Here is a 16,245-nt window from a genome sequence, read left to right on the forward strand (position 1 = left end):
AAGCCACGGCAGACGGCGCCGCTCAGCGGCAGGAGAGGGCGCCGGCGTCGCCGTTGCAGGCGGGCGGATCCTCGTCGGGGCCGCCCCATGCGATCGACGCGCATTCCTCGGTGGTGCCGAACACGATGCTGGTGCGCACCGAATCTGCCGGCGGCAGCACGATGACGCCGCCCTTGCCTTTGATCGTGAAGCGCAAGCGCCCGTCTTCCACAGAGGAGCGATCCTTGATCACGACGCGCGTGATGCCCGAGACGGCGCCGGTCGGATCGTAGTACTTCCAGATCGTCCCCGTCGCATTGCTGCTCCAGGCGGCGCCGCCAGGCAGCGCGGCGTCGAAGCCGAAGCTGCCCATCGTGGAATCCACCACCACCCGCACGCCGCCTGCGTCGGGATCCACCGCGATCCACGGGCGCGGGATCACCGCCTCGCCCTTGAGCACGATGGCGAACGGATTGGAGCGCAGCTTCTGCCGCGCGCCTTCGAGGAGGATGGCGCTGGCGCAGACCGGAGCATTGACGCACTGGCAGCCGCTGCAGATTTCTCCGCCGCCGCAGTCGCCGTCGCTCTCGCACTCCTCATCCCCGCACGTGAGCATGTCGCCGCACACCGGGTCCAGCTGCGCGCAGGTGCAGCCGACGCAGGTCGTGCACGGATCCGCGCACTCAGGCAACGTCGGCTCGCCGCAGACCTCTCCGGCATCGCTGTCGCCGTCGCCGCAGTCGGGCAGCTGCACTTCGTAAGCGCCGATGTCGTAGCCGTCGCCGACCGGCCGCGGGTTGTCGTCGATGTCGGTGGAAGGCGCGCCGCTGGCGGTTCCGGCGTCGATGGCAGGCGAGCTCGGCAGCAGACGGAAGTCGCCTTCCGGGTCGAAGAAATGCTGGGCCGGCGTGGCGACGAACGAGTTCAGATCGTAGCCCTCGCCCTGCCACGCGACCAGGTCGATGACGCTGTTGCCGCCGTCGATGCTGAAGCGGCTGCGCACCGAGTTGTAGTCGGACGAGAACCCGGGCCGGCTCGAAGGATCGATCGTGATCACGCCGCGGAAGGAGTGCGTGGTGTACAGGATGTTGTTGCGGACGGTGTTGCCCGTCGACCCGCCGCTGATGTTGATGGCCCAGCGGGTGCTCGGCGTGTCGTGGTAGATCGTGTTGTTGACGACCAGATTGTCGCTGGAACCGGCGGCGGCATCGATCCTGTAGAGGCTGATGCCGCTGGCGTGGTTGTCGTACAGCAGGTTGTTGCGGATGACGCTGTCGGTGACTCCGTCGCAGTTGATGCCCGAGCCGCCGCCGATGCCGTTTCCGTGGATGACGTTCATCTCCACCAGCGCGTTCGAGATCAGGCCATCGCCGCCCTGGCTCTCGTCGCCGTTCATGTGGATGCCATTGGCACGGTTGTCGCGGCTGTGGTTGCCGCGGATGACGGGGCGATCGCCGCTGTTGGAGACGTAGATCCCGTGCTCATCGACCGACCCGAACGTCTCGTTGTTCTCGACCAGGAGATCGTCGACGTGCCCGGTGAAGATGCCCCAGACCCCGTTGTTCCCGGTCGTGCAGTTGCGCACGGTGATGTGATGCGAGACGGCGGCGCGGATGCCGGCGCGCGTACGATGGCTCGAATCGAAGCCGTCGATGGTGATGTAGGCGGCATTCTCGACGTTGATGCCGTCGGGCGTCTGCGGATTGTCGGCGACGATGACGGCGCCGCCGGGATTGTCGGCCACGAACGCGACCGGCTGCGCGGCCGTGGCCACGATGCGCACGTCGAAGCCCGAATAGCTGCCATCGGCTACGTGCACCGTGTCGCCGGGTCCGATCGTGTCGGCAGCATGCTGGAGCGTTGCCCAGGCGGCGGCGGGCGCAAGACCGCTGGAGAGGTCGGAGCCGCCGGGCGAGACGTAGTAGTCGGTGGCGCCGGCGGTGGTGGCGCCAAGGCACAGCGACAGCCAGATGGCTGCGTAGATTCGGAATCTCATCGGGTCCCCCGGAGAAAGATGGCCAGTTGACGGACGAGACGCGCCCGCCGCCCCCGCGGCGGGCACGCTGCAACTGCGAACGGGCCGAGTTTGGCCTCAGGAGGGACGGCTGTGCAAGGGCCTGCGCGTCTGTTGCCCGTCGTCGCAGCGTCATGGAAGGTCCTGCACCCGGCCACCTCCCGACCGGGATGGCGGCCGCCGGAGGCCGCGCGCCCGGCCAGGCATCGAGAGCGCAGTCGCCGTGCTGCGGCTGGGCAACGCACGGTGCAGTGCCGCAACTGCATCGGCGACGACGCCGGTCGGCTAAGCGCGCGATATCGCTGGAGGGCGCAAGGAAGCGCCCTCCGGCCCGGCTCTTGCGAAGAGCGGGCATGAGTCACGCTTCGTACCGCGATAGTCTCGGCCAGGGGCACCGGCCATGTCGATCATCGGAGTAATCATTGCCGTCATGCTGTGCGTGAAGATGAGACATCGGTTGCGCGAGTGGCAGGCGCAAGAGTTCGGCGAGTCCGCGTCGTCGGCAGGCACGACCTCCTCGGCCAGCGGCGCTGCGCGCGAGGCGACGGAGGACGGCGCCGCCGGCACCGGCCAGCGCTCCCGGCACCGCCGCGGCTGCGGCGGGCCGTGGGAGCGGCGCGGCTACGACAGGCCGCATCGTGGTCGCGGCCGCCACGGGGAAGGCGCCGACGATCCGGAGCGCCGCCTGCGCCGCCGTCGCGCGGCGATCGCCGGGTTCTACGCGCACTTCTATACGTACTGCTGCGTCATCGGGTTCCTCGCCTTCATCAACATCTTCACCGGCTTCTACCCGTGGTTCCTCTGGCCGGCCTTCGGCTGGGGCATCGGGGTCTTCTCGCACTACATGGGCGTGTTCGGCGGCCGCTACATTCGCGAGCAGTACTTCGAACCGGCCGTCGAGCGCGAGGTGCGCCGCGAGAAGCAGGCCATCGTCACCGAGAAGCAGGCCGACATCGGCGAGCTGTCCTCGACCATCGCGCACGAGATCCGGAATCCCATCGCGGCGGCCAAGAGCCTGGTCCAGCAGATGGGCGAGGACCCGCAGTCCGTCGAAAACGTCGAGTACGCTCGCGTGGCCATCGAGGAGCTGGATCGCGTGGAGCGGCGCGTGTCGCATCTTCTGAAGTACGCCAAGGAAGAGGACTACGAGATGAAGCTGGTCAGCCTCGCCTCGGTGGTCGATGCGTCGCTGGCGCAGCTCAAGAGCAAGCTGGAGGCGGCCAGGGTGCGGGTGGCGCGAAACTACATAGGCGGCCCCACCGTCAATGCCGACGCGGAGAAGCTCCAGCGCGTCTTCGGCAACATCTTCGACAACGCCATCGACGCCCTGGCCAAGCTTCCCGAGGACCGGCGCATCGACGTCTTCATCGAGAACGGCGTGCCGCGCTCGGTCTCCGTGCGCGTGGTCGACAACGGCGCGGGCATCGCGCCCGAGAAGGTCGGCAAGATCTTCAATCCGTTCTTCACGACCAAGGACCACGGCACCGGCCTCGGCATGGCCATCGCCAAGAAGATCGTCGACGCCCATCAGGGCGAGATCGAAGTCCGCAGCCAGGTCGGTCGCGGAACCGAGTTCCGCGTCACGCTGCCGGTGCCGTCATGATGCGCTTCCTGTTCGAGCTGGCGTCGCGATTCGTGGGGCTGGCGGCATGACGGCCATCACCAAAGGACGCATTCTGGTCGTCGACGACGAGCGCGCGATGCAGATCGCGCTGCGCGGCCTGCTGACCAAGGAAGGCTACAGCGTCGAGACGGCCGGCAGCGGCGAGGAAGCGATCCGCCGCATCGAGGCCGGCGACTTCCACCTGGTCATCACCGACCTCTCGCTCGGCGGCGTCAGCGGCCTCGAGGTGCTCGAGCACGCGCGCGCCTTCGACCCGGACCTTTCCGTGCTCATGATCACCGCCTACGGCTCCGAGAAGATCGCGGTGCAGGCGATGAAGACGGGCGCGTCCGACTATCTTCCCAAGCCTTTCGACAACGACGAGCTGCGCGCGGTCGTGGCGCGCCTCATGGACACCGCGCGCCTTCGCCGCGAGCACCGCCGCCTGCTCGCGCAGGTGCAGGGCCGCTACGGCCTCGATCAGATCGTCGGGCGAACCCCGCTCATGCTGCGCCTGTTCGAGTCCATCGAGCGTGTGGCCGACACCGACGTCACCGTGCTGGTGCGCGGCGAGAGCGGCACCGGCAAGGAGCTGGTCGCCAACGCGCTGCACTATCGGAGCCCGCGCCGCACGCGCCCGCTCATCAAGGTCAACTGCGCCGCCTTCAGCCGCGAGCTGGTCGAAAGCGAGCTGTTCGGGCACGAGCGCGGCGCCTTCACCGGCGCCATCGGCCAGCGCGAGGGCAAGTTCGAGGCGGCCGACGGCGGCACGCTGTTCCTGGACGAGGTCGGCGACATGCCGCTGGAGACGCAGGCCAAGCTGCTGCGCGTGATTCAGGAAAAGGAAGTCGAGCGGGTCGGCGGCAACCAGCCGATCCGCATCGACGTGCGTCTGATCGCGGCGACCCACCACGACCTCGAGCAACTCGTGTCCGAGGGGCGGTTCCGCGAGGACCTCTACTACCGGCTGCGGGTGATCGAGCTGGCGGTGCCTTCGCTGTCGGAGCGGCGCGAGGACATCCCGCTGCTCATCCAGAAATTCCTGACCGACGCCGCCGAGCGCTTCCATCGTCCGGTCAAGCCGCTTTCGGGCAGCGCGCTGCGCGCGTGCATGAGCCATCCGTGGAAGGGCAACATCCGCGAGCTCAAGAGCGCCGTCGAGAAGGCGCTGCTTCTGGCGGCGGGCGAGGAGATCGAGGCCGAGGATCTGTTCGGCCGCCTCGCGCCAAGCGCGGCCCCCGGCGCGCGGCCACTCGACGTCGCCGCGCTGCCCGTCAGCTTTCGCGATGCCAAGCAGCGCGTCGTCGAGGATTTCGAGCGCGAGTTCCTGGCGGCGGCGCTGGCGCGCAACGGCGGCAACATCTCGCGTACCGCCGAGGAGGTGGGCATGTATCGGCAGAACCTGCAGCAGAAGATCCGCGAGCTGGGCCTGGAGGCGCTCGGCGCCATCGACAGCGCCGACGACGCACCGGCCAGGCTCCTGCGCGACGGCAGCGCCGCATCCGGCACCAGCCGCGCCGGCAGTGACGGCCACCAGGTCGCGGAAGCTCTGGCAGCGGGCCGCGAAGCGGCCGACGATGACGACAGCAGTCGCTAGCTCAGGAGGAGCACCATGTTCGTTTCCCGTCTGGTCAATCTGATACGCGGCAAGTTGTCGCAGTGGATGAAGACGCGCGAGCGCCGCGACCCGGCTGCCGTGTACGAGGCCGCCATCGATGAGCGGCAGCGCCAGTACGTGCGGCTTCGCGAGGCGGCCGCTTCGATCCTGTACATGCGCAACAAGCTCGGCCGCCAGCTCGAGGAAACGCGCACGCAGCTCGAGAACACCGTCGAGCAGCTCGATCTGGCCGTCGATCGCGACGACGATGAAGCGGCGCTGTTCCTCATCGGTCGCAAGGACCGCCTGACCGAGGACGTCGAGCGCATCAAGGGCGAGCTGGAGGCGCTGACGCGCGAGGCCGAGGCGGCCAAGCGCAACCTGACGGCGTTCCAGAGCGAGATTCAGCGCCTGCGCGACGAGAAGGCGCGCAACCTGGCGCGCCTGGCCAATGCCGAGGCGCGGCTCAAGCTGCAGAGCGCCATCGCCGGCCTGTCGCCGGACGCGGACATCGCCGCGCTCGAAGGCGTGCGCGAGTACGTCGAACGCACCGTGTCGTCGCTGGCGAGCGAGCTGGAGAGCGGCGATGCCTCGCTGGATGCGCGTCTCGGCAAGATCCGGCAGGAGCAGGCCAGCCAGGCCGCGCGCGCGCAGCTCGACGAGCTCAAGCGCAGCCGCCGCGGCCCTCGCGTTCCGCTGCTGCTGCCGGTCGAGCCTGTCGTCATGGCGCGCTGAGCGCGCGCGGCGCCAGCGAGAGGCGAGACGCGCCGCAGACGACGACCGTACGGCATCGGCGCCGGTCACGCGACGCCACCCGGACGATGGCGGCCGGTGCAACACGAAGTATTCGACAGCAGGAGGAGCAACCCATGTTCGTGATCGGAGTTCTCTGCGGCATCGCCGCATCGGCCGCGTTCGTTCTCTACGGCAACCACGACTGGCTCATCGAGCTGGCCGAGAAGGCACGCCGCTTCTCGGGCAAGTGGCACTCGCACGACTGGAAGCGGCACCGCGGTCCCGTCTGACGACGTCGCCGGACCGCCATTTCCGCACCTGGCCCCGCTATCGTGACGGGACCACTCCGTGCTCGATCATGGTGCGTGCGGTGTCGAGGATGCTCTCGCGCACGGGCCGCATGCGCCAGCCGAGTTCCTTCTGCGCCTTGGCGGAGCTGACGACCTCACGGCGCCCTACGAACGTCAGCGCCAGGTTCACCGCCTTGTCGAACCAGGCGATGATCCACATCAGGAAGTAGGGAAGCTTGCCGGTCGGCACGCGATAGCCGCGCGGGTTGTACTCCTCGGCAAGGATGCGGGCGATGTCCTGCACCCAGATGTGATCGCCGGCGCAGATGTAACGGTTGCCGGCCGCCTGCGGCAGCTCCATCGCCAGACGGTGCGCGATGGCGATGTCGCGAACGTCCACGGGCGCAAAGCCGATCTCGGGGCATGCCGGCATGTCGCGCACCATCAGCTTGCGAATGAGCTCGCCGGACGTGCCCTGGTCCGCGTTCAGGAGCGGGCCCATGACGAACCCGGGATTGATGACCGACAGCTCGAAACGCTGCTCGGCAGGAAGACCGCGCACGAAGTCCCACGCCGCGCGCTCGGCCAGCGTCTTGCTCTTCGGATATGGATCGCACCTGGCCGGGTCGGACCAGTCTTCCTCGGTCAGCACCTTGTCCTGGCCGGAGGCGTGGCCGTAGGCGACTGCCGCCACGGACGAGGTCATCACGACGCGCCGCACGGTTCCGGAGGCGGCGCATGCACGCAGCACGCGCAGCGCTCCATCCACGGCCGGGCGGATCAGCTCGTTCTCGTCCTTGGGCACTTCGGGCGGGAAGGGCGAAGCCACGTGCTGCACGTAGGTGCATCCGGTCACCGCTTCGTGCCATCCGCGATCGGCGGAGAGATCGGCCTCCACGAGCTCGAGCGAGCCGCCGAGCTGCGCCGCCAGGCGCCGCAGATGCTCGTGCTTGGCCGTATCGGAAAGTCGGCGCACGGTGCCGCGAACGCGGTAGCCATGCTCCATGAGCTCGCGGATGCAATGTCCGGCGATGTATCCGGTGGCACCGGTGACGAGGACGAGCGGCTCGGGCGACTCAGCCATGGAATTCCTCCTGTGCGACGACGAGTGGGACGCTGCCGCGAAAGTTGACAGTCTGGGCACATGTTGTCAAGTTCGTGCGATGGCGGCACCGGCCGAGACGACGCGCCCGACGCGTCGCGATGCGACGCGCGAAGCGATCCTCGAGGCCGCCCTGCGGTGCTTCGGCCGCGACGGCTTCCGGCGCACCGCGCTCGATCGGGTCGCGCGCGAGGCCGGCATCTCGCGCGCCGCGCTGTACCTGCACTTCGCGAACAAGGAGGAGCTGTTTCGGGCGCTCGTCGAAGATCTCCATGCCCGCTCGCTCGAGGACGCCATCGCCGCATCGCGGGCGGACGCGCCGGCCGTGGAGCGGCTGACCGGGGCGATCTGCGCCAAGACGGCGAGGTTCTTCGATCTGCTGCGTTCCTCCGAGCACGCGCAGGAGTTCCTCGACGAGAACCACCGGCTGTGCGGCTCGATTTCCGCCGCCTTCGCGCTTCGCCATGCACGGCTGCTCGCGCGCATCCTGGCTTCCGCCGACGCCGCCGGTGAGCTTTCGCTGGCCGCTGCCGGGGTTTCCGCCGCCCAGATTGCCGAGTTGCTGCTCGATACGGCCGAAGGCATCAAGACGCGCAACCTTTCGGTCCTTTCTTCGGCCGCGTACCGGAAACGGCTGGGAGATGCGGTGCGCCTCGTGCTCGCGGGGCTGGTGGCGCCGCCGCAAAGGAGGCGTGCATCGGCGGCGCGCGCGACGCCCAGAGGCACGCGGTGACGGTGCCGTGCCGCGGCACGCGTCGAAACGGCCGCCGCCGACGCGGCGGCCTGCCGTGACGAGGTCGGCGCGATGATCGTTCACCTGATCGACGGGACCTACGAGCTGTTCCGCCACTTCTACGGCCTGCGCCGCTTTCACAAGGGCGAGGATCGCGCGTTCGGCGGCGTGCTCGGGGTGCTGCGCACCGTGGTGCAGATGCTGGAGGATGGCGCGACGCACGTCGGCGTGGCCACCGATCACGTCATCGAGTCGTTCCGCAATCAGCTCTGGCCCGGCTACAAGACCGGCGAAGGCATCGAGCCTTCGCTGCTGGCGCAATTCCATCCGCTCGAAGACGCGCTTGCCGCGATGGGAGTTGCGCTCTGGCCGATGGTCGAGCTGGAGGCGGACGACGCGCTGGCATCGGTGGCCGCGGTCGCAGCCGAGGACGTACGCGTCGAGCAGGTGCAGATCTGGTCGCCGGACAAGGATCTGGCCCAGTGCGTGCGCGGCGAGCGCATCGTGCAGGTGGACCGACGCAGCAAGCAGGTTCGCGATGCGCAGGCTGTGCGGCAGAAGTTCGGCGTGGAGCCCGCGCAGATCGCCGACTATCTGGCGCTGGTCGGCGATGCAGCCGACGGCTATCCCGGCCTGTCCGGCGTCGGCGCCAAGACGGCGGTGCGACTGCTCGGCAGGTACGGAAGCATCGAAGCCCTGCCCGACGACGTGCTGGGTGAGCAGCGCCAGCAGGCGCTGCTGTTCAAGCGCCTGGCCACGCTGCGGACGGATGCGCAGCTCGTCTCGGGCGTGGATGAGCTGCTGTGGCGCGGGCCGACGGCGGGATTCGAGGCGTGGGCGAAACGCGTCGGCGATGTCCGGCTCGTCGCGCGCTGCGCGGCCGTCGTCGCGGCACGCGCGAGCGCAAAGTGACCGTGCGGCCGCGGCAGGGTGGCTGCGGTTGGAGGCAGCCCCCCGCCGCGACGGTGCCCGATGCCGCCGTGCGGCGGGCCGCGGCGCCCGCGCCTGCGGCCGCCCTCGCGCGATGGCAACGCAGGCGCGCCTGCTCTACGACAGCGACGCCGGCGGCTCGCGCCGGCAAAGGACGCTCATGACCGAGCCGCTCGCGTTCAATCCCTTCGACTACGACACGCGCTGGAACCCGTATCCGTTGTACGCCAAGGCCCGCCGGGATCATCCCGTCTACCGCCACCCCGAGTTCCCGATCATCTCGGTGTTCCGGCATGCCGACGTCGAGGCGATCCTGAAGGATGCCGCGCGGTGGTCGAATCAGATCCGCGTTCCCGGCGTGGACATGTCGGCGATGGGACCGCCGAGCATGCTCGGGCAGGACGCGCCCGAGCACACGCGCCTGCGCGGCCTCGTCAACCAGGCGTTCACGCCTCGGATCGTGCGGCGGCTCGAGCCGCGCATGCGCGAGATCGCCGAGTTGCTGATCGATCGCGCGGTCGCGGAAGGCGAGACCGATTTCGTCCGGACGGTTGCCTATCCTCTGCCCGTCACGGTCATCGCCGAGATCATCGGTGTTCCCACCAGCGACATGGAGCAATTCAAGAAGTGGTCCGATGCGGCGGTGGAAAACCTCGGGACGGGGTTGTTCGTGCCTCCCTCGCAGGAGCGCGTCGACAAGATCGTGCGCCTCATCCAGGAGATGGGTGAGTACTTCAACGTTCTGGCCGACGAGCGCCTGCGCGAGCCGCGCGAGGATCTGCTGACCGGGCTGGTGCGCGCCGAGCACGAAGGATCGCGCCTGACGCGCGAGGAGATGGTGCGCATGCTCGTGCTCCTGCTGGTTGCGGGCAACGAGACGACGACGACGCTGATCGGCGACGTCGTGCTCGAGCTGCTGGCCCACCCCGACGAGCTGTCCAAGCTGCGCGCGCGGCCCGAGCTGCTGGAGCGCGCCATCGAGGAGACGATGCGGTTCGCCTCACCGGTGCAGCTCGATCCGCGGCGCTGCGTGACCGATACCGAGCTTCACGGCGTGCCGATCGAGCGCAACCAGCTGGTGGTGTGCTGGATCGGCTCGGCCAATCACGACGAAGCCGTGTTCGAGCATGCGGAACGATTCGACATCGAGCGTGCGAGCAATACGCATCTCGGCTTCGGCTTCGGCCCGCACTACTGCCTGGGCGCCAACCTGGCACGCCTGGAGGCGCGCATCACCACCGAGGTGCTGCTGGAGAAAACGGCTTCGTTCGAGCGCGCGACCAGCGAGCCGCTGCCGCTGCACCCGAGCATCGTCTTTCGCGGCGTCACCGCGCTGCCGCTGCAGCTGAAGCCGCAAAGCTAGCTCAGTCCTCGCGGCCACCAGGGGTTGCCCGGCGCTCGAGCTCGTCGAGCAACGGTACCTGAGAGGCGAGGATCTTCTGGCGCGCCTCGGCGATCGCGTACCACTGGGCGCGGTCGACCTCGGGAAACTCACGCATCTGTCCGGAGCGCGGCGGCCATTCCATCGAAAATGTATTGCTGACGAGACGGCTCGCGTCGAAGTCGGCTTGGCCTGCGAACGCCGTGACGAGCTTGCCGCCGCGCTGCCGGATCGGCGCCAGCTCGATCCACTCGCATGCGTCGGGCCGGCAGCCGAGCTCTTCCTCGAATTCGCGCAACGCCGCTGCCAGCGGCTCTTCGGTCGGCTCGTACTCGCCCTTGGGAACGGTCCAGGCGCCTGCGTCCCTGCGAATCCAGAACGGGCCGCCGGGATGCACGAGCAGCACCTGGAGGGCGTCGTCGCGAAAACGGTAGAGAAGCAGGCCGGCGCTCTTTCTGCCCACGGCGCTCAGGATGGCCCGACGCCGCAAAAGCGCGAGCGGCCCGCCGCCCGGCACGGCACCGGAACGCTCGCCTCCTTCTTCAGCACGCCGCCGCGGTCACGCCGCGAGCCGGACCGGCTCCCTGCCGCGCCGGAGCTGGAGCCGGGCTGGAGCTGGAAATGATCGGCCGCTGCCCTAGCTTGCGGCGGCGATGGCGGCGCCCGTGCAGGCTCGACCGTTCTTCCGGCGCCACCCCGCTCTGGCTTCGCACTTCGCCCTCGCCGAGCTGGCGCAGCTGCCGACGCCGCTGCGGCGCATGGACGCTCTGGCCGCTCGTCTGTCTCTCTCCGACCTCTATCTGAAGGACGACGGCTGCAGCAGCCGCATCTACGGCGGCAACAAGGTCCGCAAGCTCGAGCTGCTGCTGGGCCTCGCGCGCGCCGATGGCGCACGCGAGGTGCTGACGTTCGGCTATGCCGGATCCAATCACGCGGCCGCCACCGCCGTGCACGCCGCCGCCCTCGGCATGCGCGGCATCTCGATGCTGATGCCGCAGGAGAATGCTGCCTATCTTCGCACCAACCTCCTCGTGAGCGCCGCTGTCGGCGCCGAGCTGCACGAGTACGACGGCATCGCCGGTGTCGCTGCCGGCGCGGCCTGGCAGTTGGTGCGCCATCGCATGCTCACCGGCGTCTCTCCTTTCCGCATCGCGCCGGGCGGCTCGAGCGCGCTCGGCACCGTCGGATTCGTCGCGTCGGCGTTCGAGCTGGTCGAGCAGATGGAATCGATGGCATTGCCGCCACCTGCGGCGGTGTACGTGCCCGCCGGCAGCATGGGAAGCGCGGTCGGGCTGGCCCTCGGGCTTGCGCTGCTGGCCGTTCCCACGCGCGTGCACGCCGTGCGTGTCACCGACTCGCGTTTCGTCAACGAACGGCGGGCGCGCGCACTGTGGACGGCGACGGTGCGGCTGCTGCGCGCAGGCGATTCCAGCGTGGGTGCCGCCGCATTCGATCCACAGCGGCTGCAGATCCGCGACGGTTTCTTCGGTGGCGTCTACGCCAAAGCGACGGACGAAGGGACCGAGGCAGCCATGCTCGCCGAGCGGCTCGAAGCGCTCCGGCTCGACGTCAGCTACACGTCCAAGACCATGGCGTGTCTGATTTCCGATGCACGACACGGGCTCGTTCGGGAAGGACCGGTCGTGTTCTGGAACACGTACAACTCGGTCGATCTAGCGCCGCTGGCAGCCAAGGCGAACGTCGGCGACCTCCCGCCGCGGCTGCGCCGATACTTCGACTGACCGGCGCAGATCGGCATGCGCGCCGGCGCGGAAGGTCGTCGAGGAATGCCTGCTCGGCTGAGTCGCGTGCCGCCCATGCCGTTGCTCGATCGCCACGGGCAGGGCAACTTGTACGGGGAGGGCGGCGCCGACCTGCGCGAGGTCCAGGTGTGACCGGTGCGCTCGCTGCCCTCTTCGAACACCATGTCGGACGCCGAGACTCGAGAGCCTGGCGGACAACTGATCATCGTTGCCAACCGCCTTCCCGTTCATCGCGCCAACGGCAGCTGGACCGCCAGTCCCGGCGGCCTGGTGTCGGCCCTGACTCCGTTCCTGAAGGAGCGGACGGGAAGCTGGATCGGCTGGGACGGCAGCGCAGGCGCGGCGCCGGAGCCGTTCGACTTTCACGGCATCCGCCAAATCCCGGTTCCGCTCAACGCGCGCGAGGTCGAGGGCTACTACAAGGGTTTTTCCAACCGTACGCTGTGGCCGCTCTATCACGACGCGGTCCGCCCCCCGCGCTTCGAGCCGCGCTGGTGGAAGCCGTTCGTCGACGTGAACCGGCGCTTCGCCGAGTACACCGCCAGGGAGGCCGAGCAGGGCGCGACGGCGTGGGTGCACGACTACCATCTCCAGCTCGTGCCGGCGATGCTTCGCAAGCTCCGTCCCGACCTTCGCATCGGATTTTTCCTGCACATCCCTTTCCCGCCGCAGGAGCTGTTTGCGCAGCTTCCGTGGCGGCGCCAGCTCCTGGAAGGTCTTTTGGGCGCCGACTTCTTCGCATGCCAGACCGAGCTCGGGGCCAAGAATTTCGCCGAGCTGGCCGTGCGGTATGCGGAGGCGCAGCACGTCGACGGCAAGGGCACGCTGCGAGCGGGCGATCGCCTGATGCGGTACGGCTCGCTGCCGATCTCGATCGACGTCGCTCACTTCCACGAGCTTGCCCGGCGGCCGGAGATCCGCGAGCGCGCGGCCGAGATCCGGCACGAGCTCGGCGAGGACCGCAAGGTCGTGCTCGGCGTCGATCGTCTGGACTACACCAAGGGAATCGATGCACGGCTGCGCACGTATGGCAGGCTGCTCGACCGCGGGCAGATCTCGCCCGAGCAGTGCGTGCTCGTGCAGACGGCGGTGCCGAGCCGCACCGACGTGCTCGAGTACATGACCGTGCGCGAGAAGGTCGAGCGCCTGGTAGGCTCGATCAATGGCCGCCATGGCCGCATCGGCCGCGTGGCCGTCCACTACCTGCACCAGAACCTCGAGCTCGAGGAGCTGGTGCCGCTCTATCTGGCCGCCGACGTCATGCTGGTGACGCCGCTGCGGGACGGAATGAACCTGGTCTGCAAGGAATACGTCGCCACGCACGTCGACGGCGGCGGCGTTCTCATTCTGAGCGAATTCACTGGCGCGGCGTACGAGCTGGAAGAAGCCCTGCTCATCAATCCGTACGACGAGGAAGGCATGGGCCGCGCCATCGTGCGCGCCCTCGAGATGTCGCCGGAAGAGGCGGAGCGGCGTATGGCGGCCCTGCGGCGCAAGGTGGCCGCGCACGATGTCTACTGGTGGGCCGGCGAGTTCCTGTCGGCGCTGAAGGCATGAGCGGTCGGACGTTTGCGCAAACGTGCGGCCGGCTCGAGGAGCTTGCCAGCACGCCGGTCTTGCTCGTGGCCTCGGATTACGACGGGACGCTCTCGCCACTGGTGTCCGACTTCGCCAATGCCCGGCCGCACCGCGAGTGCATCGTTGCGCTGCGCACGCTGGCGTCGCTGCCGCACACGCACGTGGCCGTCATCTCCGGGCGCGGCCTGCGCGACCTGGACCGCCTTCTCGATCTTCCCGGCGAGGTGCATCTGGTCGGCAGCCACGGCAGCGAGTTCGACGCGGACTTCCAGGGCGCGCTGGATGAGGCGCAGATCGCCTTGCGCGCGCGGGTTCTGGAGACGCTGACGCAGATCGCCTCCCGCGGCGAGCGGCTGCGCATCGAGGAGAAGCCCGCCAGCATCGCGCTGCACTACCGCGACGCATCCGACGAAGTGGCCCGGCGCGCGCTCGACGAGGTCGAAGCGGGGCCGTCGCACTGGCCGGGCGTCTTCACCCGCCACGGCAAGCTGGTGGTGGAGCTGAGCGTGCTCGCGATGAGCAAGGGCCGCGCGCTCGGCATCATCCGCCAGCGCGTGGGTGCCACGGCCGTTCTCTTCGTAGGCGACGATCTCACCGACGAGGAAGCGTTCGCCACGCTCAGCGGCCCCGACGTCGGCGTCAAGGTGGGCGAGGGCGAGTCCCTGGCGCGCAATGGCGTCGCCGACGTGCCCGAGGTCGCGCGGCTGCTTTGCAGGCTGGCCGAGCTGCGTACGGCCTGGGCACTGGGCGCCGGCGCCGTTCCCATCCATCATCATGCGTTGCTCTCCGATCAGCGCGGCTTTGCGCTGGTGACCTCCGATGCGCGCATGAGCTGGCTGTGCCTGCCGCGCCTGGACTCGCCGCCGCTGTTCGCCGAGCTCCTCGGCGGGCCGGCAGCCGGTCGCTTCACGATCACTCCGGCAGATGCACGCGCCCCGCGCGGACAATCCTATCTGGACAACTCGCTGGTCCTGCGCACGCAGTGGGACGGCATCACGGTCAGCGACTTTCTCGACTGTTCGCGTGACCGCCCGCGCCAGAGCGCCGGCAGAAGCGACCTGCTGCGCATCATCGAGGGCAACGGGCGCGTTCGCATCGAGTTCGCTCCGCGTCTGGACTTCGGGCGCATTCCGACCCGCCTTCGCCGTCACCCCTCCGGCATCGTCGTCGAGGGCTCGTTCGATCCGATCGTGCTGCGCGCGCCCGACGTTCACTGGGAGATCGTCCAGGAGGGCCGGCATCAGACGGCGCTGGCCGAAGTGCAGGTCGAGGGAGAGCCGTGCGTTCTGGATCTGCGCTATGGCACCGGCAGCCTGAGCGAGCCGAAGATCATGAGCGTGTCCCGTCGCGACCTGACCTGCCAGTACTGGGCATCGTGGGCAGCCCGCCTGGAGCTGCCGCCGGTGGAGCCCGAGATCGTGATGCGCAGCGCGCTGACCCTTAAAGCGCTGTGCTACGGTCCGAGCGGCGCCATCGCCGCTGCGGCCACCACGAGCCTGCCCGAGCACCTGGGCGGCGTGCGGAACTGGGACTATCGCTACTGCTGGCTCCGCGACGGCGCGCTCAGCGCAATGGCGCTGCTCGAGCTGGGCAGCCAGTCCGAGGCGCTGCATTTCCTGGATTGGGTGCTGGCGGTGGTGAACCATTCGCACTCGCCGGCCGCGCTGCGACCGCTCTACGGCGTCGACGGCGAAGCGGTGGCGCCCGATGCGGAGATCGGCGAGTTGGGCGGCTACCGCGGCAGCCGGCCGGTGCGCGTCGGCAACTCGGCGGCCCATCAGGTGCAGCTGGACGTCTTCGGTCCGATCGTCGATCTCGTTTACGAGCTGCTGGTGCGCGAAGCGCCGCTCTCGTCGCGGCACTGGCGTCTGGTCGAGGCGATGGCGGCGGCGGTGCAGGAGCGATGGAAGGAGCCCGACCACGGAATCTGGGAGCTGCGCCTGCCTCCCCGGCATCACGTGCACTCGCGCACGATGTGCTGGCTGACGCTGGACCGCGCCATCAAGATCGCCCACGGCCTGCTCGAGGAGGAGCGACCGCATTGGGTCGCGCTGCGCGACGAGATCGCGGCCGACGTTCTCGAGCGCGGCTGGAGCGCCAGGGCCGGCGCCTTCACTACGGCCTATGGGAGCGACGACCTCGATGCCGCCGCGTTGATGATCGGCCTGAGCGGTCTGGTCGCTCCCACGGATCCACGCTTCGTCGCAACGGTGGAGGCCGTCGAGCGCCGCCTGCGCAGCGGATCGGCCGTCCACCGCTATCGTTTCGATGATGGATTGCCCGGCGGCGAAGGGCCCTTCGTCTTGTGCGCCTCCTGGCTCGTCGACGCCTATCTCGCCATCGGTCGCCGCCACGACGCGTGGGAGCTCTTCCGCGGCATCACCGCGCTGGCCGGCCCCACCGGCCTGCTCTCGGAGCAGTACGACACCGAGGCCGGCATCGCCCTCGGCAACTACCCGCAAGCCTACTCCCACATCGGCATCATCAAGAACGCCCTGAACCTGGCGTCGGCCGGGATGTGACGATGCGCGGCCGGGGCC

13 protein-coding genes are annotated in these 16,245 nt (G+C 69.0%); 10 read left to right on the forward strand and 3 right to left on the reverse strand.

What is annotated here, in order from left to right; genetic code table 11:
- Window positions 1-22: 22 nt before the first annotated feature.
- Window positions 23-1,975 carry a right-handed parallel beta-helix repeat-containing protein gene (locus VEC57_12150; protein ID HYB99873.1) on the reverse strand — a complete coding sequence of 651 codons (1,953 nt, stop codon included), beginning with the start codon at window positions 1,973-1,975 and terminating at the stop codon, window positions 23-25.
- Between the two features lie 418 nt (window positions 1,976-2,393).
- Between VEC57_12150 and VEC57_12155 the strand changes: the two genes are divergently transcribed.
- The 4 genes from VEC57_12155 (at window position 2,394) to VEC57_12170 (ending at window position 6,218) form a co-directional block, all read left to right on the forward strand.
- The gene (locus VEC57_12155; GenBank protein HYB99874.1) at window positions 2,394-3,596 is read left to right on the forward strand and encodes an ATP-binding protein; all 1,203 of its coding nucleotides are present in this window, start codon (window positions 2,394-2,396) and stop codon (window positions 3,594-3,596) included.
- Between the two features lie 46 nt (window positions 3,597-3,642).
- Window positions 3,643-5,193 (forward strand): sigma-54 dependent transcriptional regulator, encoded by a 1,551-nt coding sequence (locus VEC57_12160; protein ID HYB99875.1) that lies wholly within the window; start codon window positions 3,643-3,645, stop codon window positions 5,191-5,193.
- A 15-nt stretch (window positions 5,194-5,208) separates the two neighbouring features.
- Entirely contained in the window at window positions 5,209-5,928 is a 720-nt protein-coding gene (locus tag VEC57_12165) for a PspA/IM30 family protein (GenBank protein HYB99876.1), read from the forward strand.
- 134 nt (window positions 5,929-6,062) lie between these two features.
- Entirely contained in the window at window positions 6,063-6,218 is a 156-nt protein-coding gene (locus tag VEC57_12170) for a hypothetical protein (GenBank protein ID HYB99877.1), read from the forward strand.
- Between the two features lie 37 nt (window positions 6,219-6,255).
- Here the strand turns inward: VEC57_12170 and VEC57_12175 are convergent, their stop codons facing one another.
- On the reverse strand, window positions 6,256-7,302 hold the full coding sequence (locus tag VEC57_12175; GenBank protein HYB99878.1) for an aldehyde reductase: 1,047 nt from the start codon (window positions 7,300-7,302) through the stop codon (window positions 6,256-6,258).
- A gap of 79 nt (window positions 7,303-7,381) precedes the next feature.
- Between VEC57_12175 and VEC57_12180 the strand changes: the two genes are divergently transcribed.
- The 3 genes from VEC57_12180 to VEC57_12190 all read left to right on the forward strand — a co-directional run bounded on the left by VEC57_12180 (window position 7,382) and on the right by VEC57_12190 (window position 10,346).
- Window positions 7,382-8,053 carry a helix-turn-helix domain-containing protein gene (locus tag VEC57_12180; GenBank protein ID HYB99879.1) on the forward strand — a complete coding sequence of 224 codons (672 nt, stop codon included), beginning with the start codon at window positions 7,382-7,384 and terminating at the stop codon, window positions 8,051-8,053.
- Between the two features lie 72 nt (window positions 8,054-8,125).
- Window positions 8,126-8,965 (forward strand): 5'-3' exonuclease H3TH domain-containing protein, encoded by an 840-nt coding sequence (locus VEC57_12185; protein HYB99880.1) that lies wholly within the window; start codon window positions 8,126-8,128, stop codon window positions 8,963-8,965.
- A 112-nt stretch (window positions 8,966-9,077) separates the two neighbouring features.
- Window positions 9,078-10,346, forward strand: a complete 1,269-nt coding sequence (locus VEC57_12190) for a cytochrome P450 (protein HYB99881.1) — start codon at window positions 9,078-9,080, stop codon at window positions 10,344-10,346.
- Window position 10,347: 1 nt separating this feature from the next.
- Here the strand turns inward: VEC57_12190 and VEC57_12195 are convergent, their stop codons facing one another.
- Entirely contained in the window at window positions 10,348-10,827 is a 480-nt protein-coding gene (locus VEC57_12195) for an NUDIX domain-containing protein (GenBank protein ID HYB99882.1), read from the reverse strand.
- Between the two features lie 202 nt (window positions 10,828-11,029).
- Here VEC57_12195 and VEC57_12200 point away from each other — a divergent pair, with 202 nt between their 5' ends.
- The 3 genes from VEC57_12200 (at window position 11,030) to otsB (ending at window position 16,227) form a co-directional block, all read left to right on the forward strand.
- Entirely contained in the window at window positions 11,030-12,106 is a 1,077-nt protein-coding gene (locus VEC57_12200; GenBank protein ID HYB99883.1) for a pyridoxal-phosphate dependent enzyme, read from the forward strand.
- Window positions 12,107-12,289: 183 nt separating this feature from the next.
- On the forward strand, window positions 12,290-13,684 hold the full coding sequence (locus VEC57_12205) for a trehalose-6-phosphate synthase (GenBank protein ID HYB99884.1): 1,395 nt from the start codon (window positions 12,290-12,292) through the stop codon (window positions 13,682-13,684).
- Window positions 13,681-16,227, forward strand: a complete 2,547-nt coding sequence (gene otsB / locus VEC57_12210) for a trehalose-phosphatase (GenBank protein HYB99885.1) — start codon at window positions 13,681-13,683, stop codon at window positions 16,225-16,227. Before VEC57_12205 ends, otsB begins: the two co-directional genes overlap by 4 nt.
- Window positions 16,228-16,245 lie beyond the last annotated feature (18 nt).

The organism is Candidatus Limnocylindrales bacterium (genome assembly GCA_035626395.1).
GTDB lineage: Bacteria > Desulfobacterota > Binatia > UBA1149 > CAITLU01 > DASPNH01.